Annotated in this window: 25 protein-coding genes, 1 tRNA gene and 1 pseudogene; 16 read left to right on the top strand and 11 right to left on the bottom strand. The window is 62.7% G+C overall.

Annotated features, from left to right (window positions below):
• Positions 1-12: 12 nt before the first annotated feature.
• The 3 genes and pseudogenes from ABMA32_RS24275 (at position 13) to ABMA32_RS02430 (ending at position 2,933) form a co-directional block, all read left to right on the top strand.
• A pseudogene (locus ABMA32_RS24275) lies at positions 13-791 on the top strand (SDR family NAD(P)-dependent oxidoreductase).
• Positions 792-874: 83 nt separating this feature from the next.
• On the top strand, positions 875-2,095 hold the full coding sequence (locus ABMA32_RS02435) for a mandelate racemase/muconate lactonizing enzyme family protein (RefSeq protein WP_349012133.1): 1,221 nt from the start codon (positions 875-877) through the stop codon (positions 2,093-2,095).
• Positions 2,096-2,168: 73 nt separating this feature from the next.
• Entirely contained in the window at positions 2,169-2,933 is a 765-nt protein-coding gene (locus tag ABMA32_RS02430; RefSeq protein WP_349012132.1) for an SDR family NAD(P)-dependent oxidoreductase, read from the top strand.
• A gap of 27 nt (positions 2,934-2,960) precedes the next feature.
• Here the strand turns inward: ABMA32_RS02430 and ABMA32_RS02425 are convergent, their stop codons facing one another.
• Positions 2,961-3,716 carry a Crp/Fnr family transcriptional regulator gene (locus tag ABMA32_RS02425; RefSeq protein WP_349012131.1) on the bottom strand — a complete coding sequence of 252 codons (756 nt, stop codon included), beginning with the start codon at positions 3,714-3,716 and terminating at the stop codon, positions 2,961-2,963.
• A gap of 104 nt (positions 3,717-3,820) precedes the next feature.
• Between ABMA32_RS02425 and ABMA32_RS24270 the strand changes: the two genes are divergently transcribed.
• The gene (locus ABMA32_RS24270) at positions 3,821-4,075 is read left to right on the top strand and encodes a DUF6894 family protein (protein ID WP_425475458.1); all 255 of its coding nucleotides are present in this window, start codon (positions 3,821-3,823) and stop codon (positions 4,073-4,075) included.
• On the opposite strand, the gene ABMA32_RS02420 is transcribed toward ABMA32_RS24270, so the two are convergent.
• Positions 4,009-4,299, bottom strand: coding sequence for a hypothetical protein (locus ABMA32_RS02420; RefSeq protein WP_349012130.1), 291 nt, complete (start codon positions 4,297-4,299; stop codon positions 4,009-4,011). The two genes, ABMA32_RS24270 and ABMA32_RS02420, sit on opposite strands and share 67 nt — an antisense overlap.
• Before the next feature lie 413 nt (positions 4,300-4,712).
• Between ABMA32_RS02420 and ABMA32_RS02415 the strand changes: the two genes are divergently transcribed.
• Complete coding sequence (locus ABMA32_RS02415; protein WP_349012129.1) at positions 4,713-5,270, top strand: fasciclin domain-containing protein; 558 nt, start codon at positions 4,713-4,715, stop codon at positions 5,268-5,270.
• A 55-nt stretch (positions 5,271-5,325) separates the two neighbouring features.
• Here ABMA32_RS02415 and ABMA32_RS02410 read toward each other — a convergent pair whose 3' ends face one another.
• Positions 5,326-6,063: an anti-sigma factor gene (locus ABMA32_RS02410; RefSeq protein ID WP_349012128.1), complete on the bottom strand. Its 738-nt coding sequence runs from the start codon at positions 6,061-6,063 to the stop codon at positions 5,326-5,328.
• A complete protein-coding gene (locus ABMA32_RS02405; protein ID WP_349012127.1) occupies positions 6,060-6,605 on the bottom strand; it encodes a sigma-70 family RNA polymerase sigma factor in 546 nt (181 codons plus the stop codon). Before ABMA32_RS02405 ends, ABMA32_RS02410 begins: the two co-directional genes overlap by 4 nt.
• Positions 6,606-6,783: 178 nt before the next feature.
• Between ABMA32_RS02405 and ABMA32_RS02400 the strand changes: the two genes are divergently transcribed.
• A complete protein-coding gene (locus tag ABMA32_RS02400) occupies positions 6,784-7,557 on the top strand; it encodes a DUF4394 domain-containing protein (RefSeq protein WP_349012126.1) in 774 nt (257 codons plus the stop codon).
• Positions 7,558-7,741: 184 nt separating this feature from the next.
• The gene (locus ABMA32_RS02395; protein WP_349013310.1) at positions 7,742-9,088 is read left to right on the top strand and encodes an HD-GYP domain-containing protein; all 1,347 of its coding nucleotides are present in this window, start codon (positions 7,742-7,744) and stop codon (positions 9,086-9,088) included.
• A gap of 166 nt (positions 9,089-9,254) precedes the next feature.
• On the opposite strand, the gene ABMA32_RS02390 is transcribed toward ABMA32_RS02395, so the two are convergent.
• Positions 9,255-9,330 (bottom strand) — tRNA-Ala (locus ABMA32_RS02390).
• A 156-nt stretch (positions 9,331-9,486) separates the two neighbouring features.
• A complete protein-coding gene (locus tag ABMA32_RS02385; protein WP_349012125.1) occupies positions 9,487-9,864 on the bottom strand; it encodes a TIGR02300 family protein in 378 nt (125 codons plus the stop codon).
• 234 nt (positions 9,865-10,098) lie between these two features.
• Between ABMA32_RS02385 and aroA the strand changes: the two genes are divergently transcribed.
• The 7 genes from aroA (at position 10,099) to ABMA32_RS02350 (ending at position 17,828) form a co-directional block, all read left to right on the top strand.
• Positions 10,099-11,439, top strand: coding sequence for a 3-phosphoshikimate 1-carboxyvinyltransferase (gene aroA, locus ABMA32_RS02380; protein ID WP_349012124.1), 1,341 nt, complete (start codon positions 10,099-10,101; stop codon positions 11,437-11,439).
• A gap of 32 nt (positions 11,440-11,471) precedes the next feature.
• Positions 11,472-12,176 carry an SDR family oxidoreductase gene (locus ABMA32_RS02375; RefSeq protein ID WP_349013309.1) on the top strand — a complete coding sequence of 235 codons (705 nt, stop codon included), beginning with the start codon at positions 11,472-11,474 and terminating at the stop codon, positions 12,174-12,176.
• Positions 12,177-12,281: 105 nt separating this feature from the next.
• Complete coding sequence (locus ABMA32_RS02370; protein WP_349012123.1) at positions 12,282-13,004, top strand: hypothetical protein; 723 nt, start codon at positions 12,282-12,284, stop codon at positions 13,002-13,004.
• Positions 13,001-13,420 (top strand): PIN-like domain-containing protein, encoded by a 420-nt coding sequence (locus tag ABMA32_RS02365; RefSeq protein ID WP_349012122.1) that lies wholly within the window; start codon positions 13,001-13,003, stop codon positions 13,418-13,420. Before ABMA32_RS02370 ends, ABMA32_RS02365 begins: the two co-directional genes overlap by 4 nt.
• A gap of 56 nt (positions 13,421-13,476) precedes the next feature.
• Entirely contained in the window at positions 13,477-14,133 is a 657-nt protein-coding gene (gene cmk, locus ABMA32_RS02360) for a (d)CMP kinase (RefSeq protein ID WP_349012121.1), read from the top strand.
• Between the two features lie 198 nt (positions 14,134-14,331).
• Entirely contained in the window at positions 14,332-16,029 is a 1,698-nt protein-coding gene (rpsA, locus tag ABMA32_RS02355; RefSeq protein WP_349012120.1) for a 30S ribosomal protein S1, read from the top strand.
• Positions 16,030-16,175: 146 nt separating this feature from the next.
• A complete protein-coding gene (locus ABMA32_RS02350) occupies positions 16,176-17,828 on the top strand; it encodes an MFS transporter (protein ID WP_349012119.1) in 1,653 nt (550 codons plus the stop codon).
• A 12-nt stretch (positions 17,829-17,840) separates the two neighbouring features.
• Here ABMA32_RS02350 and ABMA32_RS02345 read toward each other — a convergent pair whose 3' ends face one another.
• From ABMA32_RS02345 to ABMA32_RS02325, 5 genes are all read right to left on the bottom strand, one after another.
• The gene (locus tag ABMA32_RS02345) at positions 17,841-18,548 is read right to left on the bottom strand and encodes an SDR family NAD(P)-dependent oxidoreductase (protein ID WP_349012118.1); all 708 of its coding nucleotides are present in this window, start codon (positions 18,546-18,548) and stop codon (positions 17,841-17,843) included.
• Between the two features lie 5 nt (positions 18,549-18,553).
• The gene (locus ABMA32_RS02340; RefSeq protein WP_349012117.1) at positions 18,554-20,125 is read right to left on the bottom strand and encodes a 5-guanidino-2-oxopentanoate decarboxylase; all 1,572 of its coding nucleotides are present in this window, start codon (positions 20,123-20,125) and stop codon (positions 18,554-18,556) included.
• A 4-nt stretch (positions 20,126-20,129) separates the two neighbouring features.
• Positions 20,130-20,978 (bottom strand): dimethylarginine dimethylaminohydrolase family protein, encoded by an 849-nt coding sequence (locus tag ABMA32_RS02335; protein WP_349013308.1) that lies wholly within the window; start codon positions 20,976-20,978, stop codon positions 20,130-20,132.
• A gap of 132 nt (positions 20,979-21,110) precedes the next feature.
• Positions 21,111-21,566 carry a hypothetical protein gene (locus tag ABMA32_RS02330; protein WP_349012116.1) on the bottom strand — a complete coding sequence of 152 codons (456 nt, stop codon included), beginning with the start codon at positions 21,564-21,566 and terminating at the stop codon, positions 21,111-21,113.
• Between the two features lie 77 nt (positions 21,567-21,643).
• On the bottom strand, positions 21,644-21,919 hold the full coding sequence (locus tag ABMA32_RS02325) for a hypothetical protein (protein WP_349012115.1): 276 nt from the start codon (positions 21,917-21,919) through the stop codon (positions 21,644-21,646).
• Between the two features lie 198 nt (positions 21,920-22,117).
• Here ABMA32_RS02325 and ABMA32_RS02320 point away from each other — a divergent pair, with 198 nt between their 5' ends.
• Together ABMA32_RS02320 and ABMA32_RS02315 are read left to right on the top strand one after the other, a co-directional pair.
• A complete protein-coding gene (locus ABMA32_RS02320) occupies positions 22,118-22,933 on the top strand; it encodes an ABC transporter ATP-binding protein (protein ID WP_349012114.1) in 816 nt (271 codons plus the stop codon).
• Positions 22,934-22,980: 47 nt separating this feature from the next.
• Positions 22,981-23,760: a transporter substrate-binding domain-containing protein gene (locus ABMA32_RS02315; RefSeq protein ID WP_349012113.1), complete on the top strand. Its 780-nt coding sequence runs from the start codon at positions 22,981-22,983 to the stop codon at positions 23,758-23,760.
• The last annotated feature ends 23 nt before the right edge of the window (positions 23,761-23,783 follow it).

The following is a 23,783-nucleotide window of genomic DNA, read 5'->3' as shown; positions in this document are numbered from 1 at the left end:
GCGAGGGCACAGATGACTAGAGCGCTGGAAGGACGGCGGGCCTATGTGACCGGCGGCTCCAGCGGGACTGGCGCCGCCATCGTCCAGGCTTTCGCCGATGCCGGCGCGACCGTCGCGATAGGCGCGTCCAAGCGTGCCCGGAACGCCGAGGCCTTGGCCGGTCGAATCCGTGGCAACGGCGGCACCGCGCATGTGATCGTCGCAGACCTGTCTGACCGCGCGGCAACGGACGCCGCCGCAAAAGCCGCTGTCGAGGCACTCGGCGGGCTCGACATCTTCGTCCATTGCGCGGGGGTCGATGTCACAAGCACCGCGCCAACGCACGAGACACCGGACGCCACCTGGGACCACATGATGTCGATCCATCTGACGGCGGCCTTCAGGCTTTCCAAGGCCCTCATCCCGGACATGTTGAAGGGGACGAAACCGTCGGTGCTCTTCGTAGGCTCCGTGGCCGGCCTTGTCGCATGGCAGGACGACGTTGCCTACAACGTCGCGAAGGCCGGGTTGCACCATCTCGCGCGCTGCTCGCGGCCGACTACGCCGGTCAGGGTTTGCGCGCCAACGCCATCGCTCCCGGCGTCATCAACACCCCGCCGACGCGCCGCTATGCGGGCGGCATGGAGGGCGGCGAAGGGAAAGGCATGCGGGTCCTTGCCGGGTTGCACCCGATCGGCCGTTGCGCCACGCCCGACGAAGTTGCCGACGTCGCAACCTTCCTGTCGTCCGACGCGGCCGGCTTCATCACCGGCGTGGTGCTGCCGGTCGACGGCGGCATGACGATGATCTGAGCGGCCAACCATGACCGTCTGGTTCCTAAGCCGGCTTAGTTTCGCCCTTAATCCAACTTCATTCACAGTCCCGGAAGAACCTCATGCCGATAGAAACCGTTTCACCTGTCCTCGACGGAACGCCGCCTCGCCTACGCATCACAGGCGTTGAATGCCACGTGCTGCTCGCGCCCGACTATGACGCAAGTTTCACGTCGTCGGCGCAGGACAGCCTCGTCGTGGTGATCCACACCGACGGCGGGGTTTCCGGCATCGGCGAGTGCGACGCCAACCCGTGGATGGCCAAGGCCTGCATCGAGGCGCCCGGTACCCATACGATGGGGCTCTCGATCCGAGACATGCTGATCGGCTCCGATCCCTTCGAGATCGGCGAGATCTGGCGGCGCATGTATCTCGGCACCGCGATGAACGGCCGGCGCGGCATGGTCATCCATGCGATGAGCGCCGTCGACATGGCGCTCTGGGATCTCTGCGGCAAGGCCGTCGGCAAGCCCGTACATGCGCTGCTCGGCGGCGCCACTCGGAACCGCATCGTGCCCTACGCCTCGCTACAGCCGGCCGGAAAATCCTTCGAGGAGTATCGCGACGCGCTCTGCAAATCGGCAGAAGGCGCATTGAAGCTCGGTTTCCAGGCCATGAAGACCGAGATCACGATGAACGGCCCTTACGCCCATGGCGGCATGCGTGAATCCTACGACCGCCACACCGAGGTGCTGGCCGCGGTCCGGCAGGCTGTCGGAGACGACGTAACGCTGATGGTCGACGTCCAGTACCTGTGGGACGATGCCGAGACGTGCCTTTCGGTGATCGGCGACTGGGCGGAATTCAACTGCTATTTCCTCGAGACGCCGGTGTGGTCGGACAATGAGCGCGACATGGCGAAGCTTGCGGAACGCGCGCCGATGCCGATTGCCTTTGGCGAGTGGCTGGCCACGCGATACGAGTTCGAAAGCCTGATGGACATCGGCAAGGTTCAGGTCGCGCAGCCCGACGTCGGCAGGGTCGGCGGCCTCGGCGAGGCCAAGATCGTCTGCGACATGGCCAAGGCGCGCGGCCGCAAGATCGTTCCGCATTGCTGGAAGACCGGCATTTCGATCTCGGCCACGGCGCATCTCGCCTTCGTCACCGATCACTGCGCCTTCATCGAATACCTGCCGCGCGAGCTCTGCCATGAAAGGCTGCGCCGCGAACTCGCGCAGGAAGAACTTGTGCTTGCATCTGATGGCACGATCGCCCTCCCGCAAAAGCCCGGCCTCGGCGTCGAAGTGGATTGGGACATTGTGCGGCGCTACACGGTGGCATGACCGGAAAGATGAAGGCATGGTCCGGGGGCGACTCCTCTGATTAACTCCAGAGGTGAGGAACGGGAGAGGTGACATGACCGGAAGGCTGGATGGAAAGCGGGCACTGGTCTACGGCGGCGGAACGGGGATCGGGCTGGCGATCGCGGACGCGATGCATGCCGAAGGCGCGGCGATCTTCCTGTCGTCGCGGCGCGAACCCGTCTTGCAGGAGGCAGCGGCCGGCTTCGGAATATCTTCTCCTGTTGGATACGCGGCCGGCGATGCTTCCATTCCGGCCGATGTGGAGCGCGTGACGGAGTTGGCCCTCCGGTTTCTGGGCGGCCTGGACACGATCGTCGTCAGCGCCGGAGCCGGCGGCAGGACGCCACTTCTCGACACGTCCCCGGAAGAATTTCAGCGTATCATCAACAACAACCTCATGCCGGCATTCCTTGGCCCGCGTTACGGCGCGCGCCATCTGGTCGAAGCGGGCCAGGGATCGATCATTGTCGTCTCGTCTATGCTGGGTCTCGTCGGCCTTGCCGAACGCGTGGGTTACTGCGGCGCCAAGCACGGCACCAACGGAATGGTGAAGTCCATGGCCCTCGACCTCGCCGACAAGGGAGTTCGCGTCAACGCGATCTGCCCTGGCTTCATCGAAACGGCGTTGGCCCTGGAGGTGGTCAGTCAGGAGGCCGATCCGGAAGCGGTCCTCGAGGCCAAGCGGCGCATGCATGCCATTCCCCGCGCCGGGCGTCTTGAAGAGGTCGGGGAGTTGGCCGTCTATCTTGCGTCTGATGCGGCAGCCTTCGTCACCGGGCAGGCCATCGCCATCGACGGCGGCTATTCCGTCCGCTGAAGTCGATACCCGTGGCCAGCGCGGATATCAGGTCGGCCAGGGCTTGAAGTCAGGCGGGATCCTGAGATGCAGGTAGCCAGGATCAAAATCGCCGGCCTTCTGCAGGCCGGGCCAGTCCAGCACTGTCAGCTTTGAATCGCGCCAGTCCACCAGACCGTTGCGCCTCAACGTCTGAAGCGTCCGGTTCACATGCACTGTCGACATGCCGGTAGCGTCGGCAAGCTCGCCCTGCGTTATCGGCAGGTAGCAGACGTGGTTTTCCGCCAGTCCAACGGCGCCAAGCCGCATAGTCATCTCGCACAGGAGGTGGGCCATCCGGGCATAGGCCTGCCGTCCGCCGACATTGGCCACCCATTCGCGGAAGACTGCGGCGTCGATCAGTGTCATCCGCCAGAGCGCGCTGGCAACTTTCGGACGCTCCTCGCATATGGCGTGCAAGGCCTGATGGGGCACGAAGGCGATACGGGAAGGGCTCACCGCGCTCAACGTGCTGTCCATCTTGCTGAGATGGATGCTCTGGAGGTCGGGAAGGTCGCCCGTCACATGGAACGAAAGTATCTGCCGCTGTCCCTTACCGGTTATCTTGAACCAGCATGTCATACCGCTGACGATGAAGCAGCTACGTGTCGGCCGATCGCCCTCGCGGATGAGATCTTCGTCCGCTCGAAGATCGGCAATCTGTATCGGAAGCCGGTCCACGGCCGCTATGTCGTCTTCGTCCAGCGCATAGATGCTGTTCAGCCTGCGAAGCAAGAAATCCGCGAGCGACGGCTTTGTAGGCATACCCGAATCTCAATCAGTCATTTTGGGCGGCGATAATTGAAACCAATACATCGCCATTTCGTTGGTCTGAAGTTTTTCATCCTTCATGCCCTTCGACGTGTCAAATGGCCCATTACTTTTTCGACTGGCGGGACAATGGCTCACTGGACCTCGACGAGGACGGGGTCGATCTGCCCGATCTGGCAGCGGCCAGGGCCGAAGCGTATCGATCCTTGCTTGAACGGGCGCGGGAAATACTCCCCGGAACCGAGCGGCACTCACTATCAATCGACGTCAGGGACGACGCAAGCCATCATCTCCTGTCGATCGCGGTCTTTGTGGAAGTGACGTTGGCGACGTCTGACCCGACGGCTGGTTGAGCGCGCTTCCCATCCGATCCATTTCCCATCGAATTGCGCGCCGGCAATGATGCAATCAACTGCTCTTCGTCGGAGATCCCGCGTTCATAAAGGGCTATAATGGTCGCCGCGATCTGTTCCCGTTCCGGCGAATTCGCTAAAATACCTGCCTGAGTGCAATAAATTTCCAGGACCTTGGCCAGCATCACAAGCTGGTCGGGGTCCGCAATGCCATTGTGCTTCATTCACACCGACCTCCGAACATGAGGCGAAGTGGCGCTGCGATGGCTAAGCGGTCAATAACCTTTGATAGGCCGGCGCGAAAATCGGCGCAGGGGATGCGACGCGCTGACCTTTCGTCAACCGAGAACAATGGCACTGCCCGCGCAGAAAAATTCGTCTCCAAGCCGAATTGGTGGGGCCTCGGACAGGGGACGTCTCTGTTCGCGAGCTTCCGGACCACCGCGTCCCGGATCCGAAGGTAACTCTAACCCGAAGGTTCTTACCGACGCACATCGCGGGCGCGTACGCTTGGGAACATAAATAGTTTCGTCCAACCGCAAAAATAAAGATTCCGCGCAGGCAGAACCGCGTCGTCTTCAGCTTCGTATCGACTAGGTGGTTTCAAACGAAAGACCGAACTCAAGGGAGCACCATCATGCGTATTTTCAGGTCAACTTTGCTCGCAGGCGCATTCGTCGTGACGGGATTTGCAGGAGCAGCCTACGCCGAGAACCCAATGGTCGGCGGAGCAGCCATGTACGCTGACAAGACCATCGTCGAGAATGCGGTAAACTCGAAGGACCACACAACGCTTGTCGCGGCTGTCAAGGAGGCCGGCCTGGTGGAAACACTATCTGGGGCGGGGCCTTTCACAGTCTTTGCTCCGACAAATGAAGCTTTTGCAGCGCTGCCCGCCGGCACAGTGGAAACGCTGCTGAAGCCCGAGAACAAGGCTCAACTGGTAACGATCCTGACGTGTCATGTCATCGGCGCGAAGGCTATGGCAGCCGACGTCATGAAGATGGTCAAGGACGACGGCGGTGCTCACAAGGTGAAGACAGTCGGCGGCTGCGAACTGACGCTGAAGGACGAAGGTGGAAAGGTCACTGTAACGGACGAGAATGGCAACGTTGCCAATGTGACCATCGCCGACGTCGAGCAATCGAACGGCGTGATCCACGTCGTCGACAAAGTTCTCTTGCCGAAGATGTAATCGCACCTTCAGGCATCAACGGCGCGCCGGTCGTGCACAGTGGCCGGCGCTTCCTCTAACCCGGAACTGCCTTCGCAAAGCCCTTGACGAGAATTGGACCGGTAGGGCTTCCCGTCGGAGAGCCGGGAGCCGGCTCCAGAGTTATCTCATAAAGCTGTTCGGCCTTCGGCAGCGGCAGATGTGGCCCCTGTAGCCTTACCTCGGTAACGTCACGTCCGATTGTACCCAGGGAAACAGGTCCGACGGCTTCATCGTAGAGCGTCCAGACCTGCATTGTCTGGCCTTCCGGCACGACGAAATTCTGCAAGGGCACAATTCGCACGCTGTCGTCGGCGAAGGCTTCGAAGATGGCCCCGGGTACATCCTCCGCCGTATCGAGCACCACGACCACGACTGGTTGTGGAGTTTGCGTCGTTGCGAGTGACCCGAAATAGCCGACGGCAAAGGCGGCCGCCAGCGAAGCGGCGATCGCAATACCACGCCAGCCACCGACCGTGCGCGTTCCCAACCGGCGAGCGCCAGCCATCGGAACGACAACAGCCTTTTCTGAGCCAGCTGGTAACTGAGGTTCGTTGGCAACAAGAGCGGCAATTCTGTCCCACAGCCTGTCAGGCACTATTTCCGGCTTGGCGGTTAGGTCGAGGCCATGCATCTGCGCCGAGAGCATCTGCACGGCATCCCGAAATTCCGTTTCATTTTCCAAATCGAGCTCCGCCAGCCGACGTTCCTCATCGCTCATCAAACCGAGCACATAGTTGCCGGCGCGAGCCCTGCGGTCCGACTCGACGCTCATGACAGGCACTCCTGCAATGCAATCGTACCCCGCCTGATCCAGGCCTTCACTGTACCGACTGGAGCTTTCAGCTCGGCCGCGATCTCTCCGTGCGTGAAGCCGACAACATAGGCGAGCAGGATTGAACGTCTGCGCGCGGGTTCAAGCTGCTCCAGGCAATGCTTCAAGGCTTCCTTGTCCGGCAGCGCCGCATAGGCCGCCTCGGCATCCCCGCTGCGGTCCCCGAAGGCTTCCAACTCCGCATGATCAACAAAATCGAGCCTGGCCCCGTCGCGCAACATGTTGATCGCACGGTTGCGTACGATAGTGGTCAACCAGACCCGTGCCCCGCCTTTCGCACGATCATAGCTAGACGCCCGCTTCCAGACCGACACGAATGCCTCCTGCACGGCCTCTTCGGCCAAATCCGTGCGTCGGAGTATGCGGCGCGCTACCGCCAGCAGCCTGCCTGCCTCGCTGGAGAACAGTTCTCCAAGCGATGCCCTGTCACCGTTCGCGATCCGCCCTATCAGCGTTGCGCATGTCTCGTCGTCCGCCGGCATGGTCCTCCCCGGCTGCGGTGCCGGCCTCTCTTTCTTACGTCCATACACACGCGGAACCCGCATCGATGCAACTCACAAAAGTTTTTGCGCCTGCTGCATCCAGAAGCCCCTGCTTGCGGGTAACCACAATGCAAGAGCATTGCAGCCTTGCGAAACCTGACTGAACAGGAGGAATCCCATGACCCCCCACATGCTTCTGCTTGCTGCCGCAGCCAGCCTGATCGCCTTGTCTGCACAAGCCGCCCCTGTCGTTGGCCTCACGGGCGACAAAACCCTCGTCTGGTTCGATACGGAAAAACCAGAAATCTCGAAGACTGTCGAGGTGACAGGTGTTGATCGCCTTCTTGGCATCGACCTCCGGCCGGGCGACGGCAGGGTCTACGGTGTTGCAGCCGACGGCGCGATCGTGACCATCGACCTTGAATCCGGCGCAGCCACTGCTGGCGCAAAGCTGTCTACAGTGCTGCCCGAGGGTGTCATGGCCAGTGTTGACTTCAACCCTGCTGCCGACCGGCTGCGGATCATGGGCTCGGACGGCACCAACCTGCGCGCTCATCCCGATACCGGTGAGGTTATGACGGACGGGGCGCTGAACTTCGAAGCCGGCGATGCCAATGCAGAGGCTACGCCCAATATCGTGGCGACGGCCTACATCAACTCCTACGGCAAGCCCGAGAAAACCGCGATGTACGACATCGGAGCGGATGGTACATTCATTCAGCAGATCAAGCCGAACGACGGCACCTTGAAGACGATTGGCGCGCTTGGCGTAATGTCGGACACCTACGCATTCGACGTACAAACGACCGCCGACGGTACGAACACTGCTTGGCTCGTGGCCGGTGGTGGGCTGCACACGGTCGATCTCATGACTGGCAAAGCGACCAGGACGGCCGACATAGCCGGCTCACCCGGAGCGCTGCGCGACATCGCTATCCTGCCTGCAATGTAGCCGAGCATCTCAGACAGCGGGGGCTGGAGAGCCGGCGGGCGTAATTTGCTCGTCGGCTCTTTTTCTCTTGCTTGCGGTGACTGCTTAGCCATTCACCATTTTATCGTGGCGGCAAACACCTGCTTGTTAACTCGGGCTTTCATTTTCGGCGGTAGGCAGGACTCAGTGTGGCGGGTCTTGCGTGATGGGCAATGTAGTTCGATTGGCTGAAGTCCTCGGCGCACTCAGTCGCGCTCTTGACCTGACAGAGGGGCAGCCTCCCGGTCATTGCGTGCGGTGTTGCTGGATCGGCGTAAACATCGGACGAGCGATGGGATTGTCGGAGCAACAACTCGGTGATCTGTATTATTCCCTGCTCCTGAAGGACCTCGGCTGCAGCAGCAATGCTGCTCGCATCTGCGATCTCTATCTGGCGGACGATCTCTCTTTCAAGAACGATTTCAAGCTGCTGGACGGCAGCCTCCCGCAAGTGCTGCGTTTTGTTCTGTCGCACACAGGGGTCAACACGCATCTCGCACAGCGGTTCAGAAGCATAATCGCAATCCTGCAGAACGGCGGGCAAATCGCTCGCGAGCTTGTCGAAACTCGTTGTCACCGGGGTGCGGAAATCGCAAGGCAGATGCATTTTTCCGCTGCGGTCGCGCTAGCAATCGAGGATCTCGACGAGCATTGGGATGGAGGTGGGAAGCCGGTGGGCAAGGCTGGCGAGGATATCTCACTGTTCGCTCGGATTGCTTTGCTGGCGCAGGTCGTGGACGTATTCCATGCTGCCAGCGGACGACACGCTGCGCTTAGGGAAGTCGGAAACCGATCGGGTTCGTGGTTCGATCCGGTTGCGGTGGCTGCGTTCCAGGCTGTGGCCGAAGAAGACCGGTTCTGGGATATGCTCTCCCGATCAGATATCGAGGAGACAGTGCTCGATATGGAGCCGGGCCAGAAGGCGGCTTTGGCTGACGATGATTATCTTGACGACATCGCTCAGGCGTTTGCACGTGTTATTGACGCGAAGAGTCCATTTACATCCGGCCACAGCGAGCGTGTTGCGGTGTTTACCGACTTGATCGCCGAGGAAATGAGCTTCGATTTCTCAAGGCGACGCTGGCTAAAGCGCGCGGCACTTCTACACGACATCGGCAAGCTGGGCGTCAGCAACTGTGTCCTAGACAAAGCGGGAAAGCTCGACGATGGCGAATGGGCAGCCATGAGGCGGCATGCGGAACTATCCCAGGCTATTCTCTCGCGCATTACCTCTTTCGCTGACTTGTCGAAGGTCGCCGGTGCCCACCACGAAAGACTCGACGGAAAAGGCTACCCGAACGGCTTATCCGGCGAAGAGATCGACCTTGAGACCCGGATTGTTTCTACGGCTGACGTATTCGATGCCCTTACTGCTGACCGGCCATATCGAGGGGCCATGCCGGTTTCGCAAGCGCTCGCAATTCTTTGGGAGGGTGCCGGGACTTCTCACGATCCTGCCTGCATCAGGGCGCTTGAAAGAGCGCTTCGGAAGTCCGAGCTTGCCGCAGCATAACTGGCTTGGCCTATTCCGGCCCGGACAGACATACCGTCTATTCTCGGCAAATCCCGGCTATTCCCAGGCAAGAGCGTTGAGATGTGTTCTCGCGTGCCCCGGCAACTATTGGGCCGAACCCGCCCTAGCCGGCGGATTGTAAATAGCTGAACTGGTCAGTGATTTTTGGTGGAGCCAATCGGAATCGAACCGACGACCTCTTGAATGCCATTCAAGCGCTCTCCCAACTGAGCTATGGCCCCACACCCGGCTCGCGCCGGCGCCGTTTCCGGCGAAGAGATCAGGTGGCGGCTTCTAGCGCCGCCCCGCATCAAGATCAAGTCTCCCGGCAAGCTTATTTGGGCAGCCTGCCGGAGACTGTTCGCCGCGCCCCGAATAAGCCGGGTGCGGCAGGACGATCATGCCTCGTCCTCGTCCTCGCCGACGCCGATGATGCCGCTGACGTCGTCTTCCTCTTCTTCCTCGTCCTCGAGGAAGGTGTCGTCGTCATCGTCGCCGAGATCGACGTCGTCGTCGTCATCGTCGAGATCGGGAAGATCGTCACCCTTCGCCTCGTCGTCCGCGTCCTCCAGCGAGATGACCTCGGGAGCATCCTCTTCCTCGGTCTCCTTCTCGTCGACTTCTTCTTCCAGCACCTTCTCGCTGCCGGAATCGAAGAACGACCGCGGGTAGCTCTTGCCCGTGTAGGGGGAGACGATCGGGTCCTTGTTCAGATCATAGAATTTGCGACCCGTTTCGGGGTCGATGCGTTTTGTGCCAAGATCGGATTTAGCCACTGCCGTCCTCGTCCGTGATTTCCGGTCCCCATATTCATAGAAAACGGCCCTTGTCAAAGCCAAAAGGAAGGCATTCTCACACTCCTTTCGGGCATGCCGGCCGATATGGAACGAGGGGATGACCGTGTCACGGCGTCGTGATAGGAGAGCCGCCGAAAAACAAGCCCGCGCCACCGGGACATGTCCAGAGACGTGTTCCCGGGAAATGCTTCACGGAATGCCCGAGGAAACGTCATGACACATGCTGCGCCACCGCGCCCCGCTCTTGCCCGGCGCTCGCAGGGACTGAAAGGGGTTGCGCGCGTACCGGGCGACAAGTCGATATCGCACCGCTCCTTCATGTTCGGCGGCCTCGCCTCGGGCGAGACGCGCATCACCGGGCTGCTGGAAGGCGAGGACGTGATGCGCACCGGCGAGGCGATGAAGGCGATGGGCGCCCGGATCGAGAAGAATGGCGATGAGTGGATCATCCAGGGTGTCGGCAATGGCTGCCTGCTGCAGCCGGAAGGCCCGCTCGACTTTGGTAATGCCGGCACGGGATCGCGCCTGACCATGGGCCTCGTTGGCGTCTACGACATGGAGACGACCTTCATCGGCGACGCCTCGCTCTCGGGGCGGCCAATGGGCCGCGTGCTGGACCCGCTGCGCCAGATGGGGGTGCAGGTTCTCAAAGCCGCTCCGGGCGACCGCATGCCGATCACGCTGCGCGGGCCGAAGCATGCCGCGCCCATCACCTATCGCGTGCCGATGGCGTCGGCGCAGGTGAAGTCGGCCGTTCTGCTGGCCGGACTGAACACGCCGGGCATCACCACCGTGATTGAGCCGGTGATGACCCGCGACCACACTGAGAAGATGCTGCAGGGTTTTGGCGCCAACCTGACCGTCGAGACCGACGAGGAAGGCGTGCGCCATATCTTTATCGAGGGGCAGGGCAAGCTCACCGGCCAGACCATCGCCGTGCCCGGCGACCCGTCATCGGGAGGCTTCCCGCTGGTCGCCGCGCTCATCGTTCCGGGCTCCGACATCGTCATCGAGAACGTGCTGATGAACCCGACCCGCACCGGCCTGCTGCTGACGCTGCAGGAGATGGGAGGCAACATCGAAATCCTCAATCCGCGCAATGCCGGCGGCGAGGACGTTGCCGACCTGCGCGTGCGGTCCTCCGAATTGAAGGGCGTCGCGGTACCGGCCTCGCGCGCACCATCGATGATCGACGAATATCCGGTGCTCGCGGCCGCGGCCGCCTTCGCCGAGGGCGAGACGCTGATGCAGGGTCTGGAAGAACTGCGGGTCAAGGAAAGCGACCGCCTCGCGGCCGTCGCGCGCGGTCTGGAAGCCAACGGTATCGACTGCACGGAAGGCGAGGCGACGCTCGCCGTGCGCGGCCGGCCGGGCGGCAAGGGGCTCGGCGGCGGCACGGTCGCGACGCATCTCGACCACCGCATCGCCATGAGCTTCCTCATCCTCGGCCTCGCCGCCGAAAAGCCCGTTACGGTGGATGATGCCAACATGATTGCCACGAGTTTCCCCGAATTCATGGGGCTGATGAAGGAACTCGGCGCGGAGATCGAGTAGCGACGGACGCACGCACCAACGGAGTAAGGATGATGAGCGCACAAAAGGTCGCGATGGTGGTTGGCGGCGGCTCGGGCATGGGGGCCGCGGCCGCGCGCAAGCTGGCGGAAGACGGTTACGCCGTGGCGGTCATGTCGTCATCCGGCAAGGGCGAGGCGCTCGGCGCGGAGCTTGGCGGGCTGGGCTTCACCGGCTCCAACCAGTCCAACGACGACCTCAAGCGCTTCGTCGACCTCACGATGGCGAAATGGGGCCGCATCGACGCGCTGGTCAACGGCGCCGGCCACGGTCCGCGCGCCCCGTTGCTGGAGATCACGGACGAGCAGTGGCAGACCGGCTTCGACGTCTATTTCATGAATGTCGTGCGCGCCACGCGGTTGGTCGCGCCGGTCATGATCGCCCAAAAGGGCGGCGCCATCGTCAACATCTCGACCGCGTGGGTGGACGAGCCGACCACGATGTTCCCGACATCGGCGGTCGCGCGCGGCGGACTCGCCACCTACACCAAGCTCTTTGCCGACAGTCACGCAGCCGACAATGTCCGCATGAACAACGTGCTGCCAGGCTGGATTGACAGCCTCCCGCAGACAGAAGAGCGCCGCGCCGGCGTGCCGATGGCGCGCTACGGCAGGTCGGAAGAAGTCGCCGCAACCATCGCCTTCCTGCTCTCCGACGCCGCCGGCTACATCACCGGCCAGAGCCTGCGAGTGGATGGCGGCCTGATGCGGAGTGTATAATCGAAGCGATTTGCATACTTTACCCTGACCGCAGTCATCTAAACCGCAATAGCCGCGGGGAATTATTGAGCTTCGATTGACAGGACGAGCGAAGCCTGAATCAATATGAGTATGCTGGAAAGGCGACCAAAAGCAGCCGAAACCTTATTCGGCATCGGACTGTACACCCCTGCGGAGGCTGGCAGGCTTTTGCGCGTGCCTCCTAAGAAAATTGTTCGCTGGATGCGTGGCCACCAAATTGGTGAAAGGGAATATCCCCCGCTCTGGATGTCAGAAATCGATTTGAAAGAGGATCGCCTATTCCTCGGGTTTCGAGATTTGATGGAGGTGCGCGTCGCAGACGCGTTTATAAAGGCTGGCGTTTCCTCCGTTCGTGTCCGAAGCGCCATTCGCTTGGCAGAAGAAGTTCTTGGTCGTAACCATCCCCTTTCCACCAACCGCTTTCGCACAGACGGTCGCGAAATTTTCCTTCACGTGATCGAGACTGATGAGAAAGGGCAAGAGAAGGAGCGATTGCTCAATCTTTTTCGGCGGCAATACGAGTTTAAGGGAATCATCGATCCACTATTGAAGACAGTGGACTTCGATAAGGAGGGTAGTCCTACGGCTTGGTGGCCGCACGGACGTCAGGCGCATATCGTGCTCGATCCCAACCGCGCGTTCGGTCAACCTATCGATTCGGTTTCAAGCGTACCCACGGCGATATTAGCTGCCACTGGCAACTCGGCAGGCAGCAAAATAACGGCGCAAGCATACGACGTGCCGGAGTCGTCGGTAGTTAGGGCCATGGACTTTGAGGCCTCGCTGGTAGCGCGGCACGCAGCGTGAATGTGCTGTTCGACAACTGCACCGCCCCAGTCTGGGCTTCCACCCTTCACGGCTTTATCAGCAACTACGGACACAGCGCCACGCATATTCGTGACTTGAAAGGCTTGCCTACTGGACGACACGCGGCAGATATTGAATGGATCAACTACCTAAAACTTCATCCTGACAATTGGGTGTTTGTGTCAGGCGATGGCCGAGTATTGAGAAATTCGGCCGAACGAGCAGCTCTAAGGTCAGCAGGCCTTCATGGGTTCATCCTGGCACCTGCCTATCAGAAGACTCCAATCCATCAGGTTGCGGCAACGCTGGTTTGGAAGTGGCCTGAGATCGAACAAGTCACGAATCTTCTTGCCGCACCTTCGATGCACGAAATACCCATCGGGAAAAATACCAAGCTTCGACAGCTTCTGCTTTAGCGAGCCCAGAAAATGTCGGCAGGTAGTGTTCGGCATTGGCGGGGACAAAACCTTTGATGAATCATTCGCTATCCCTCACCATCGCCATCGACGGCCCGGCCGCTTCGGGAAAAGGCACGCTGGCGCGTCGGCTGGCGGATTATTACCACCTGCCGCATCTCGATACCGGGCTGACTTATCGCGCGGTCGGCCATGCGCTTTTGATCCACGGCCTGCCGCTCGACAATGTGTCGGCGGCCGAGACTGCGGCGCGGCAGGTCGATCTCGCTAATCTCGACCGCGAGGTGCTGTCCGCGCATGAAGTGGCGGATGCGGCGTCGAAGGTCGCGGTGTTTCCGACCGTCCGGAAAATCCTCGTCGACAAGCAGCGAGCCTTTGCCGCGCAGCCCGGCGGCGCGGTGCTCGACGGCCGCGACATCGGCACCGTGGTGTGTCCCGAAGCAGACGTGAAGCTCTATGTGACGGCGTCGCCCGAGGTGCGCGCGGCGCGGCGGCTGCGCGATATCCATTCGCGCGGCGGCAAGGCTGATCTTGCCGATATCCTCGCCGACATTGTCAGGCGCGACGAGCGCGACGCCGGCCGCGCCGACTCGCCGCTTCGTCTGGCACCCGACGCGCACTTGCTCGATACGTCGGAAATGTCTATAGAAGCCGCGTTCCAGGCGGCGCGGTCGGCTATCGAGGACGTCCTCGCCAAACGGAACAAGACCTGAGCCGGGTGCTTCCGGTTGCCGGAAGCGGACCAAATACCCATATCGGGCCGACAATACCGAACCAGCCTGCCAGCATTCTTTGCGCCGACATCGCCGCGACAGCGGCATCAGGGTTTTAAAACCCGGAACGCCGGCAGGCCAACGCAACGCTAACCACGGCGCCCGCTCCGCAAAAAACGGAGCTTTCCAGGAGAACATATGTCTGCAGCAAATCCATCCCGCGACGATTTCGCGGCGCTTCTCGAAGAGTCCTTCTCTGACGGACATTCGGGTGAAGGCCAGGTCGTCCGTGGCATCATCACGGCCATCGAAAAAGACATGGCCATCATCGACGTCGGCCTCAAGGTCGAGGGCCGCGTCGCACTCAAGGAATTCGGCGCCAAGGCCAAAGACGGCAGCCTGAAGGTCGGCGACACCGTCGAGGTCTATGTCGAGCGCATCGAGAACGCGCTTGGCGAAGCCATGCTGTCGCGCGACAAGGCCCGCCGCGAAGAGAGCTGGGTCAAGCTCGAGGAGAAGTTCTCCAAGGGCGAGCGCGTCGAAGGCGTCATCTTCAACCAGGTCAAGGGCGGCTTCACCGTCGATCTGGACGGAGCTGTTGCCTTCCTTCCGCGCAGCCAGGTCGACATCCGTCCGATCCGCGACGTCACCCCGCTCATGCACAACCCGCAGCCCTTCGAGATCCTCAAGATGGATCGCCGTCGCGGCAACATCGTCGTGTCGCGCCGCACGGTTCTCGAAGAGAGCCGCGCCGAGCAGCGCTCCGAGATCGTCCAGAACCTCGAAGAGGGTCAGGTCGTCGAGGGCGTGGTCAAGAACATCACCGACTACGGCGCGTTCGTGGACCTCGGCGGCATCGACGGCCTGCTGCATGTCACCGACATGGCATGGCGTCGCGTCAACCATCCGACCGAGATCCTCAACATCGGCCAGACGGTGAAGGTGCAGATTATCCGCATCAACCAGGAAACGCACCGCATCTCGCTCGGCATGAAGCAGCTCGAGTCGGATCCGTGGGGCGAGATCGGCACCAAGTTCCCGATCGGCAAGAAGATCACCGGCACGGTCACCAACATCACCGACTACGGCGCGTTCGTCGAGCTGGAGCCGGGCATCGAGGGCCTCATCCACGTTTCGGAAATGTCGTGGACCAAGAAGAACGTGCACCCCGGCAAGATCCTGTCCACCTCGCAGCAGGTCGACGTGGTCGTGCTCGAGGTCGATCCGTCCAAGCGCCGCATTTCGCTCGGCCTCAAGCAGACGCTCGAGAACCCGTGGGAAGCCTTCAAGCGCAACCATCCGGTCGGCTCGGTCGTCGAGGGCGAGGTCAAGAACAAGACCGAGTTCGGTCTGTTCGTCGGCCTGGAAGGCGATGTCGATGGCATGGTGCACCTCTCCGACCTCGACTGGAACCGTCCGGGCGAGCAGGTCATCGAGGAGTACAACCGTGGTGACATGGTGAAGGCGCAGGTTCTCGACGTCGATGTCGAGAAGGAGCGCATCTCGCTCGGCGTCAAGCAGATGGCCCGCGACTCCGTCGGCGAAGCCGCAACCTCCGGCGAACTGCGCAAGAACGCGGTCGTCACCTGCGAAGTCATCGGCATCAAGGATGGCGGCCTCGACGTGCGTCTGGTCGACCATGGCGTCGAGACCTTCATCAAGCGGGCCGACCTGTCGCGTGATCGTGACGAGCAGCGCCCCGAGCGCTTCACCGTCGGCCAGAAGGTGGACGCCCGCGTCATCGCCTTCGACAAGAAGACGCGCAAGCTCACCGTGTCGATCAAGGCGCTGGAGATCGCGGAAGAGAAGGAAGCAGTCGCCCAGTACGGCTCGACCGACTCCGGCGCTTCGCTCGGCGACATCCTCGGCGCCGCGCTGAAGAAGCAGGGCAGCTAAGCCTGACAGGGCTGGCCCTAAGGCCAACCCTCACGAGACAAAAGACCCGCCAGAGCGATCCGGCGGGTTTTTTCTTGAGCCTCCCTGTGGCATAGCAGCCTGCAAAGCCTGCGAACTGCAAGCCCGCGGGCCGGATACAGGCCTGCATGCCAGACACTCCCCTTCCCGCCCGGCCCGGCGCGCTAGACCCCTTCAAGTCGAATGTCTTCCGCAATGTCTGGCTGGCGACGCTGGTCGCCAATCTCGGCTCGCTGATCCAGGGCGTCGGCGCTGCCTGGATGATGACCTCCATCGCCAGTTCGGCCGATCTCGTCGCGCTGGTGCAGGCGGCGGCGACGCTGCCGATCATGCTGTTCTCGCTGATTTCGGGCGCGCTGGCCGACAACTACAACCGCCGCACCATCATGCTGATCGCGCAGGCTTTCATGCTGGTCGTCTCGGCGGTGCTGGCGCTGCTCGCCTATGCCGGCATGATCACGCCGTGGGTGCTTCTCGCCTTCACCTTCCTGATCGGCTGCGGCACGGCTCTGCAGAACCCGTCAATTCAGGCCGCCGTCGGCGACATGGTCCCGCGCAGCCAGGTGCCCGCCGCCGTCTCGCTCAACGCAATGAGCTTCAACATCACGCGCAGCGTCGGCCCGGCGATCGGTGGCATCATCGTCGCCGCCGCGGGCGCGGCGGCGGCCTTCGCCGTAAATGCCGTCAGCTACCTGGCGCTCATCGCCGTGCTGCTGCGCTGGAAGCTGGAGACCCCGAAATCGCACCTGCCGCGCGAATCGCTTGGCCTCGCGATCTCCGCCGGCCTTCGCTATGTCGCCATGTCGCCCAACATCGAGAAGGTGTTGCTGCGCGGCTTCGTCTTCGGTTTCGCGGCCATCTCGACGCTTGCCCTACTCCCGCTGGTCGCACGTGACCTCGTCGGCGGCGGTCCGCTTCTCTACGGCGTCCTGTTCGGCGCCTATGGCGTCGGCGCGATCGGCGGCGCTTTTCTCGGCGGCCGACTGCGAGGCATGATCGAAAACGAGTGGATCACGCGCATCGGCTTCGTCGCCTTCGCGGTCTCCGCAACGATCCAGGCGCTCTCCGCCACGGCGTGGCTCACCTGCATCGGCCTGCTGATCGGCGGCGTCGCCTGGGTGCTGACATTGGCGCTGTTCAACGTGACGGTGCAGCTCTCGACGCCGCGCTGGGTGGTCGGGCGCGCCATGTCGATCTACCAGATGGCGATCTTCGGCGGCATGGCGCTCGGAAGCTGGGTCTGGGGCATGGTCGCGGAAAGCCACGGCCCAGCCGAGGCACTGCTGGCATCGGCCGCGCTCATGCTCGTCGGCGCAGCGATCGGCTTCTTCATCAGGCTGCCTGGCTATACCGAACTCAACCTCGACCCGCTCAACCGCTGGCGCGAACCGAGCGTCGCGCTTGACCTCCGGGCGCGCTCCGGACCGATCGTCATTGCGATCGAATACACGATCCGCGAGGAGGATCTGCACGAGTTCCTCGACGCGATGGCCGAGCGCCGGCGCATCCGCCGCCGCGACGGCGCGCGGCAATGGACGCTGTCGCGCGACCTCGAAAATCCGCAGCTCTGGGTGGAGACTTACCACACGCCGACATGGCACGAATATGTGCGCCACAACATGCGCACCACCCATTCGGACGCGATCGTAGGCGACACGCTGCGAAGGCTCCACGCCGGGCCAGAGCCGATCAAGGTGCGGCGCATGATCGAGCGGCCGACCGACTGGGCCGCGTCGCAGGATCAGCTCAAGCCGATGGTCGACATCCACGGATCGTCGTGATCGCTGCGAAATTTATGCGCGGCCGTAGATCGGCACGAGCGCACCGCTCATTGCCGTGTTGCGGGGCGAGGCAAGGTCGAGCATCGCCCGTGCCGCCGCATCGAGGCTGACCCATTTGGCAAAATCCGCCTTGGGCATCGCCTTGCGGTTGGTCGGAGTGTCCAGCGTGGACGGTGCGACAGCGTTGACCAGAATGCCGTCGCCCTTCAGTTCCTCGGCGAGCGCCACGGTGAGCGCGGAAACAGCAGCTTTGCTTGCGGCATAGGCGGACATGCCCGTGCCCTTGCGTGGATCGAGCGCGGGGCGGGCGGTCACGTTGACGATGCGCCCCGCAGTCTTCGAAGCGATCATCGAGCGTACGGCGGCATGGCTGCAAAAAAAAGCAGTTGCGGCGTTGGCCTGCATCAGGTCCGCAAACGCCTTCGCGTTGTCCTCGCCGACCGGCGACATGGCGAAGCTGCCGGCGGCATGGATCGACGCCCAGAAATCAGGAATGGCGCCATAGAAGGCAGCGACCGAGCCGGCATCGCCGAGATCGACGTTCGGCGTGAACTTCACCCGCGCGTCATTCGCAAAAGCAAAATCCTTCGGCGCGGACGTCCTGCCGGTCGGCACATGACAGGTCGCGCCAGCGCTGATCAGTTGCGCGATCACCGCGCCGCCGAGCGCACCCGTTCCGCCCGTCACGACGACGGATTTGCCTTCGAACTCGCCTGCCATACGGGTCAGTCTACAACGATTTCGATGAGGTAAGGAGCCTTTTTCGCTTTCGCGCGGCGCAGCGCGTTGGGAAGTTCTTCGACCGACTGCAGCCGTTCAGCGGCGATGCCATAGGCATCCGCGATCTTGATGAAATCCGGCGGCGCGGGCGACACGCCGACCGGCTCGACGCCGACGCTGGTCATGGAGGTTTCGATCTCGCGGTAGCCGCGATTGTTCCACACCACGAAGATGACCGGCGCCCCGGCATCCTTCGCAGCGCCGAGCTCCGGCAGGGTGAACTGAAAGCCGCCATCGCCGGAGATGCAGACCACGGTGACATCGGGCAAGGCCAGTGCCGCCCCGATCGCGGCGGGCGGCCCGTAGCCCAGCGTGCCGAAGCCCGTCGCCGCGTTGAACCAGCCAGCCGGACGGTCGTGGTCGTAATAGAGATTGGCGGCGTAGATCGGCTGCGTGGAATCGCCGACGATGATCGAGCCAGGCAGCGTGTCGCGAATCGTCTCGACCACGCGCAACTGCTCCGAAAGCAGCGGCGACAGCTCGGCGCGCGCCGCCTCCCGAGCAGCAGCAGCGCGTTCGACGCCATCCATCTTCGGCTTGACCTCGACGGCAGCGACAAGAGCATCCAGGGCCGCGCTGGCATCCGCCTGGATCGACAGCCTCGAATGATGACGCGCGATCTGGTCCGCGTCGATGTCGATGCGCACCAAGTTTCCCGGCACCACGAAACCGTTGTCGCCATACATGTCGTAGTCGGTCGGGCCAAATTCGGTGCCGACCGCAATGACGAAGTCGGCTTCGTCCATCAGCTTGCGGACAGCCTTGAAGCTGGGGCTTGCCGGAACGCCGAGCGGATGGCCGTGAACCAGCCCGCGAGCGTTCGCGGTCAGGACCACCGGCGCGTCGAGCGCTTCGGCAAGGCGCCTCAGAGGCTCTTCTGCAGCCTTGGCGCCACCGCCGACAAGGATGAGCGGACGTTTTGCGTCACGCGCCAGCGCAGCCGCCTCGGCAATCGCTCCGGCCTCCGGCTGTGGCGGCAGGGCGTTTGCGAGTTGCGCCGACAGAGCATCCGCCGGCAGTGTCATCGCGTCCAGCGGTATCTCGATATGCACCGGCCCCGGCCTTGCGCTCGCGAAGATAGCGAAGGCGTCGGCAAGCGCCGCCGGCAATTCGTCAGGCATGGCTATATGATGCGATTCCAGGGCCACCTTGCCGATAAGCCCGATCTGGTCGGGCAGTTCATGGAGGTGGCCGAAGCCCTTGCCGAGGGTCGCCTTCGCATTGACGCCGGAGATCACCAGCATCGGTATCGAATCGGCCCGCGCCTGCCCCATGGCGGTGATCGCGTTGGTCAGGCCCGGGCCGGTGATGACGAACGCGACGCCGGGCCTGCCGGACGCGCGCGCATAACCATCGGCCATGAAGCCGGCACCCTGCTCGTGGCGCGGCGTGACGTGCCGTATCTTGGAGCCGGCGAGACCACGATAAAGCTCGACCGTGTGGACGCCCGGTATGCCGAACACCGTATCGACACCGTGCGCCTCGAGCAGGCGGACCAGCGCTTCTCCCAGCGTCATCGCGCTACCCTCTCAGCACCGGGCGCGTCAGGCAGGTGGGCCCGCCTTCACAGGCGATGCAGAGCGCGTCCGCCTCGAAGGTCTGCACCTTGCATCCGGCGGCTTCCATCGCCGCGGCGGTGTTCGGGAAGCCGGCGACTGCGATCACCTCGCGTGGCGCGGTCGGCAGCACGTTGAGGCTCAGGCCGAAGCTGTCGCGGAACTCGTCGGCGTCGCCCTCGACAAGCGTGATGCCGCGCGCCTTTAGCAACTGGTAGAATGCAGCCGGCAGCAGCGGCGAATAGACCAGCGCCAGATCGTCGGCCAACGGGCTGATCACCGACATCAGATGCAGGCAGGCTTCCTCGCCATGCCAGAGCGGCAGGTCGTAGCCCAGCACCTCGATGCCTAGCGGCTCCAGCAGCGCAGCCATCTGGCGAATGCCGGCCTCGTTGGTCCGGACTCCACGGCCGATGGCTAGCGTCTGCGCGTCGACCCAGACGCAGTCGCCACCTTCGACCTGTCCCGGCGCTTCGATGCGGCCGAATATGGGCACGCCCATGCGCGCGTAGGCTTTTTCATGCAGCGCGGGTTCTGGTTTGCGGAGCGCCTTCCCCATCGAGAGGATGACCGCGCCGCGGTCCGTCACCAGCGACGGGTCGTGCGTGAACACCGAATCGGCAAGCCCGTCGTCTTCGTCAGTCAGCCATTCGACCGCCGCGCCGGACGCCGCAACCAGTTCGGCGAAAGCCTTGTGCTGATCGGCCGCTCGCGCGGGATCGAAGCCCGGGCCGTAGTGCCATTCCTTCCGGTCGGCACGGCGCATGGCGCTGGCCGCGGAGCGCATCAGCACGCGCCGCAGGGGCGCGGCCATCGACTGCGATCCATATGCGCGTTTGGCCTGAATGTTCATGGCGTATCTCCGGTATCGATCATGCGGCATAACGGCCGCATGGCCTTCCCGCTACGCCCAGTCGCGGTTGCCCGCTATTCCACAGGCTTGCCGCTATTCGGCCGGCTTGCAAGTGCCGAATGCACTGAGGATGAAGTCGTCCGAGGCGGCGACGAAGGTGACTTCATCGTCATTGCTCGTCGCGTGCAGCATCCAGCCGGTGCCGCCATCGACGCCCTGTGCGACGACGATGTCGCCCGAGCTCGACAGGTCGGCGATCTTGCTGATGTGCGGCAGCCCGTTGGGTCCGACCGTAGCGATGATCTCGTTCTCGAAATGCACGAGGACGCGCGCAGGCAGCGGAAGCTCGCCGAGTGTCTTTGCAGGGGTGCAGGTCGCACCTGCCTTGCAGATCACCGCTTCTGTAAGCGTGCAATCGTAGGGGGCAGGCATCGTCGGCGGGGCGGGAGGTGCGGCGGCAGGCTCTGCCGCCTCCTGGGCAAAGGCCCGTCCGGACAGAGCGCCCACGACCACAACCGTCGCAAGGGTGAACTTCAGCAGATTGCGCATATCGTGCCACTCATCTCTTGTTCGTGACCATGATTGCCCGGCATTGCACCCGGGGCATTTGCTCAGGACTTCGACCCTTACCTGTAGCAGGGCGGATACGGATAGTAGCCGCAATAGGGAGGGTAGGCGTAGGGCGGCGGTGGAGGCGGCGGCGGATAATAGCGCGGCGGATAGCCGTAATAGGGATAGGGACGAGGCTGGGAGGCAGCCGCGACCGCGCCGCCGAGAACAGCGCCGGCCACGAGGCCGCCAACGAAGGCGCCCGCATTATTGTGCGCCTTGGCCGGGGCCATGCCGGCCAGAGTGGTACCCGCCAGGAACGCGGCGGCGACAATCGTGTGAATGATTCTCATGGCTCACCCTTTCGAGGTAGGAGCTGACACTGCACCAGACACCTGCCCCGATCAATAGGCGCTGGCGACATCATCGGGCGCATTCAGCGGTTGACGACTGCGACAAAGCCGGTCCATCCTGACAAATGGGCACAGAGTTCGTGATTGGGTGATGGGTAGAGAAGTCCCGCAAGACCTCAGACGCGGAAACCGCAGGCGGTGACACAAGCGACCGCCACTTCGCTGACGCAACGGCAGCCAGATAATGGCGCGGCCGAAGCCATCCACATCGAAAACCTGCACAAGAGGTTCGGCGAGCTCGAGGTGCTCAAGGGCGTCTCGCTTTCGGCGCGCGACGGCGACGTGGTCGCCATCATCGGCGGCTCCGGGTCAGGCAAGTCTACTCTGCTTCGCTGCATCAACTGCCTGGAGAATCCCACCAGCGGCATTATTCGCGTCAACGGCGAGGAGATAAAGCTGAAGGCGGACAGCCACGGCCACACCATCCCCGCCGATCGCCGGCAGATCGAGCGCATCCGCTCGCGACTTGGCATGGTGTTCCAGAGCTTCAACCTGTGGAGCCACATGACGCTTCTGGAAAACGTCATCGAGGTTCCGATCCACGTGCTCGGCGTGAGGCGCGACGAGGCGATCGCCACTGCCGAACGCCTGCTTGCGCGCGTCGGGCTGGCCGAAAAGCGCGACGTCTACCCCTCCTTCATGTCCGGCGGACAGCAGCAGCGCGGCGCGATCGCCCGCGCGCTCGCGATCGATCCGCGCGTCATGCTGTTCGACGAGCCGACGTCAGCGCTTGACCCCGAACTGGTGGGCGAGGTGCTGCGGGTGATCGGCGATCTCGCGCAGGAGGGTCGCACCATGATCCTCGTCACCCACGAAATGAAGTTCGCCCGCAACGTCGCGACGCACGTCGTCTATCTCTACAACGGGCTCGTCGAGGAAGAAGGTCCGCCTGAACAGCTTTTCGGCGACCCGCAATCGGAACGGCTGAAGCAGTTCCTGCGCAATACGCACTAACCAGAATCCATAACCGGGAACGATCTCATAACAACTGGGAGTAAAGCATGTTGAAATCACTCAAGATGGCAGCCGCAGCGGCGATCTTCGCCGCATCGGGAGCAGCGATGGCCAGCGCCGAACCGCTCAAGGTCGGCTTCTCGCCCGAAGCCTATCCGCCCTTCTACGAGGCCGATGCATCGGGCAACTGGACCGGCTGGGAAGTCGAGATCGTCAAGGCGATCTGCGCCGAGGCGAAGTATGAATGCGAGCTGGTGCCGATCCCGTGGGATGGGCTTATCCCGGCGCTGACGACGAAGAAGATCGACGCCATAATGAACTCGATGTCGATCACCGCCGAGCGCCAGAAGACGATCGACTTCACCGACAAGTACTACAACACGCCAACCGCGGTCATCGGACCGAAGAGCGAGACCTTCGACGCGACCCCTGAAAGCCTGAAGGGCAAGATCATCGGTGTGCAGTCCTCGACGGTTCACGCCGACTACGTGAAGAAGCACTTCGCCGACGCGGCTGAGATCAAGGAATATCAGACCCAGGACGAGGCAAACCAGGACCTCGCCGCGGGCCGCATCGACGCCACGCAGGCCGACTCAATCGCCCTCGACGCCTTCCTCCAGTCCGAGCAGGGCAAGGCCTGCTGCGACCTGAAGGGCTACGTCGCCGAAGATCTCGAAATCCTCGGACCGGGCGTCGGCGCCGGCGTGCGTAAGGACGACACCGCGACCAAGGACCGCCTGAACGCCGCGATCAAGGCGATCCGCGACAACGGCAAGTATGCCGAGATCACGAAGAAGTACTTCACCTTCGACATCTACGGCGGCTGAACGACTTCAAGCCGGCCGCATCG

The organism is Mesorhizobium quangtriensis (genome assembly GCF_040081925.1).
Taxonomy (GTDB): domain Bacteria; phylum Pseudomonadota; class Alphaproteobacteria; order Rhizobiales; family Rhizobiaceae; genus Mesorhizobium_K; species Mesorhizobium_K quangtriensis.
Note: the sequence above shows the minus strand (reverse complement) of the source record. Positions and strands in the feature narration are given on the sequence as shown.

What these genes read in the sequence shown, in the direction of transcription:
- ABMA32_RS02435 (WP_349012133.1), top strand. Translation starts at nt 875, where the DNA reads ATGCCGATAGAAACCGTTTCACCTGTCCTCGACGGAACGCCGCCTCGC.
- ABMA32_RS02430 (WP_349012132.1), top strand. Translation starts at nt 2,169, where the DNA reads ATGACCGGAAGGCTGGATGGAAAGCGGGCACTGGTCTACGGCGGCGGA.
- ABMA32_RS02425 (WP_349012131.1), bottom strand. Translation starts at nt 3,716, where the DNA reads ATGCCTACAAAGCCGTCGCTCGCGGATTTCTTGCTTCGCAGGCTGAAC.
- ABMA32_RS24270 (WP_425475458.1), top strand. Translation starts at nt 3,821, where the DNA reads ATGGCCCATTACTTTTTCGACTGGCGGGACAATGGCTCACTGGACCTC.
- ABMA32_RS02420 (WP_349012130.1), bottom strand. Translation starts at nt 4,299, where the DNA reads ATGAAGCACAATGGCATTGCGGACCCCGACCAGCTTGTGATGCTGGCC.
- ABMA32_RS02415 (WP_349012129.1), top strand. Translation starts at nt 4,713, where the DNA reads ATGCGTATTTTCAGGTCAACTTTGCTCGCAGGCGCATTCGTCGTGACG.
- ABMA32_RS02410 (WP_349012128.1), bottom strand. Translation starts at nt 6,063, where the DNA reads ATGAGCGTCGAGTCGGACCGCAGGGCTCGCGCCGGCAACTATGTGCTC.
- ABMA32_RS02405 (WP_349012127.1), bottom strand. Translation starts at nt 6,605, where the DNA reads ATGCCGGCGGACGACGAGACATGCGCAACGCTGATAGGGCGGATCGCG.
- ABMA32_RS02400 (WP_349012126.1), top strand. Translation starts at nt 6,784, where the DNA reads ATGACCCCCCACATGCTTCTGCTTGCTGCCGCAGCCAGCCTGATCGCC.
- ABMA32_RS02395 (WP_349013310.1), top strand. Translation starts at nt 7,742, where the DNA reads ATGGGCAATGTAGTTCGATTGGCTGAAGTCCTCGGCGCACTCAGTCGC.
- aroA (WP_349012124.1), top strand. Translation starts at nt 10,099, where the DNA reads ATGACACATGCTGCGCCACCGCGCCCCGCTCTTGCCCGGCGCTCGCAG.
- ABMA32_RS02375 (WP_349013309.1), top strand. Translation starts at nt 11,472, where the DNA reads ATGAGCGCACAAAAGGTCGCGATGGTGGTTGGCGGCGGCTCGGGCATG.
- ABMA32_RS02370 (WP_349012123.1), top strand. Translation starts at nt 12,282, where the DNA reads ATGAGTATGCTGGAAAGGCGACCAAAAGCAGCCGAAACCTTATTCGGC.
- cmk (WP_349012121.1), top strand. Translation starts at nt 13,477, where the DNA reads ATGAATCATTCGCTATCCCTCACCATCGCCATCGACGGCCCGGCCGCT.
- rpsA (WP_349012120.1), top strand. Translation starts at nt 14,332, where the DNA reads ATGTCTGCAGCAAATCCATCCCGCGACGATTTCGCGGCGCTTCTCGAA.
- ABMA32_RS02350 (WP_349012119.1), top strand. Translation starts at nt 16,176, where the DNA reads ATGCCAGACACTCCCCTTCCCGCCCGGCCCGGCGCGCTAGACCCCTTC.
- ABMA32_RS02345 (WP_349012118.1), bottom strand. Translation starts at nt 18,548, where the DNA reads ATGGCAGGCGAGTTCGAAGGCAAATCCGTCGTCGTGACGGGCGGAACG.
- ABMA32_RS02340 (WP_349012117.1), bottom strand. Translation starts at nt 20,125, where the DNA reads ATGACGCTGGGAGAAGCGCTGGTCCGCCTGCTCGAGGCGCACGGTGTC.
- ABMA32_RS02335 (WP_349013308.1), bottom strand. Translation starts at nt 20,978, where the DNA reads ATGGCCGCGCCCCTGCGGCGCGTGCTGATGCGCTCCGCGGCCAGCGCC.
- ABMA32_RS02330 (WP_349012116.1), bottom strand. Translation starts at nt 21,566, where the DNA reads ATGCGCAATCTGCTGAAGTTCACCCTTGCGACGGTTGTGGTCGTGGGC.
- ABMA32_RS02325 (WP_349012115.1), bottom strand. Translation starts at nt 21,919, where the DNA reads ATGAGAATCATTCACACGATTGTCGCCGCCGCGTTCCTGGCGGGTACC.
- ABMA32_RS02315 (WP_349012113.1), top strand. Translation starts at nt 22,981, where the DNA reads ATGTTGAAATCACTCAAGATGGCAGCCGCAGCGGCGATCTTCGCCGCA.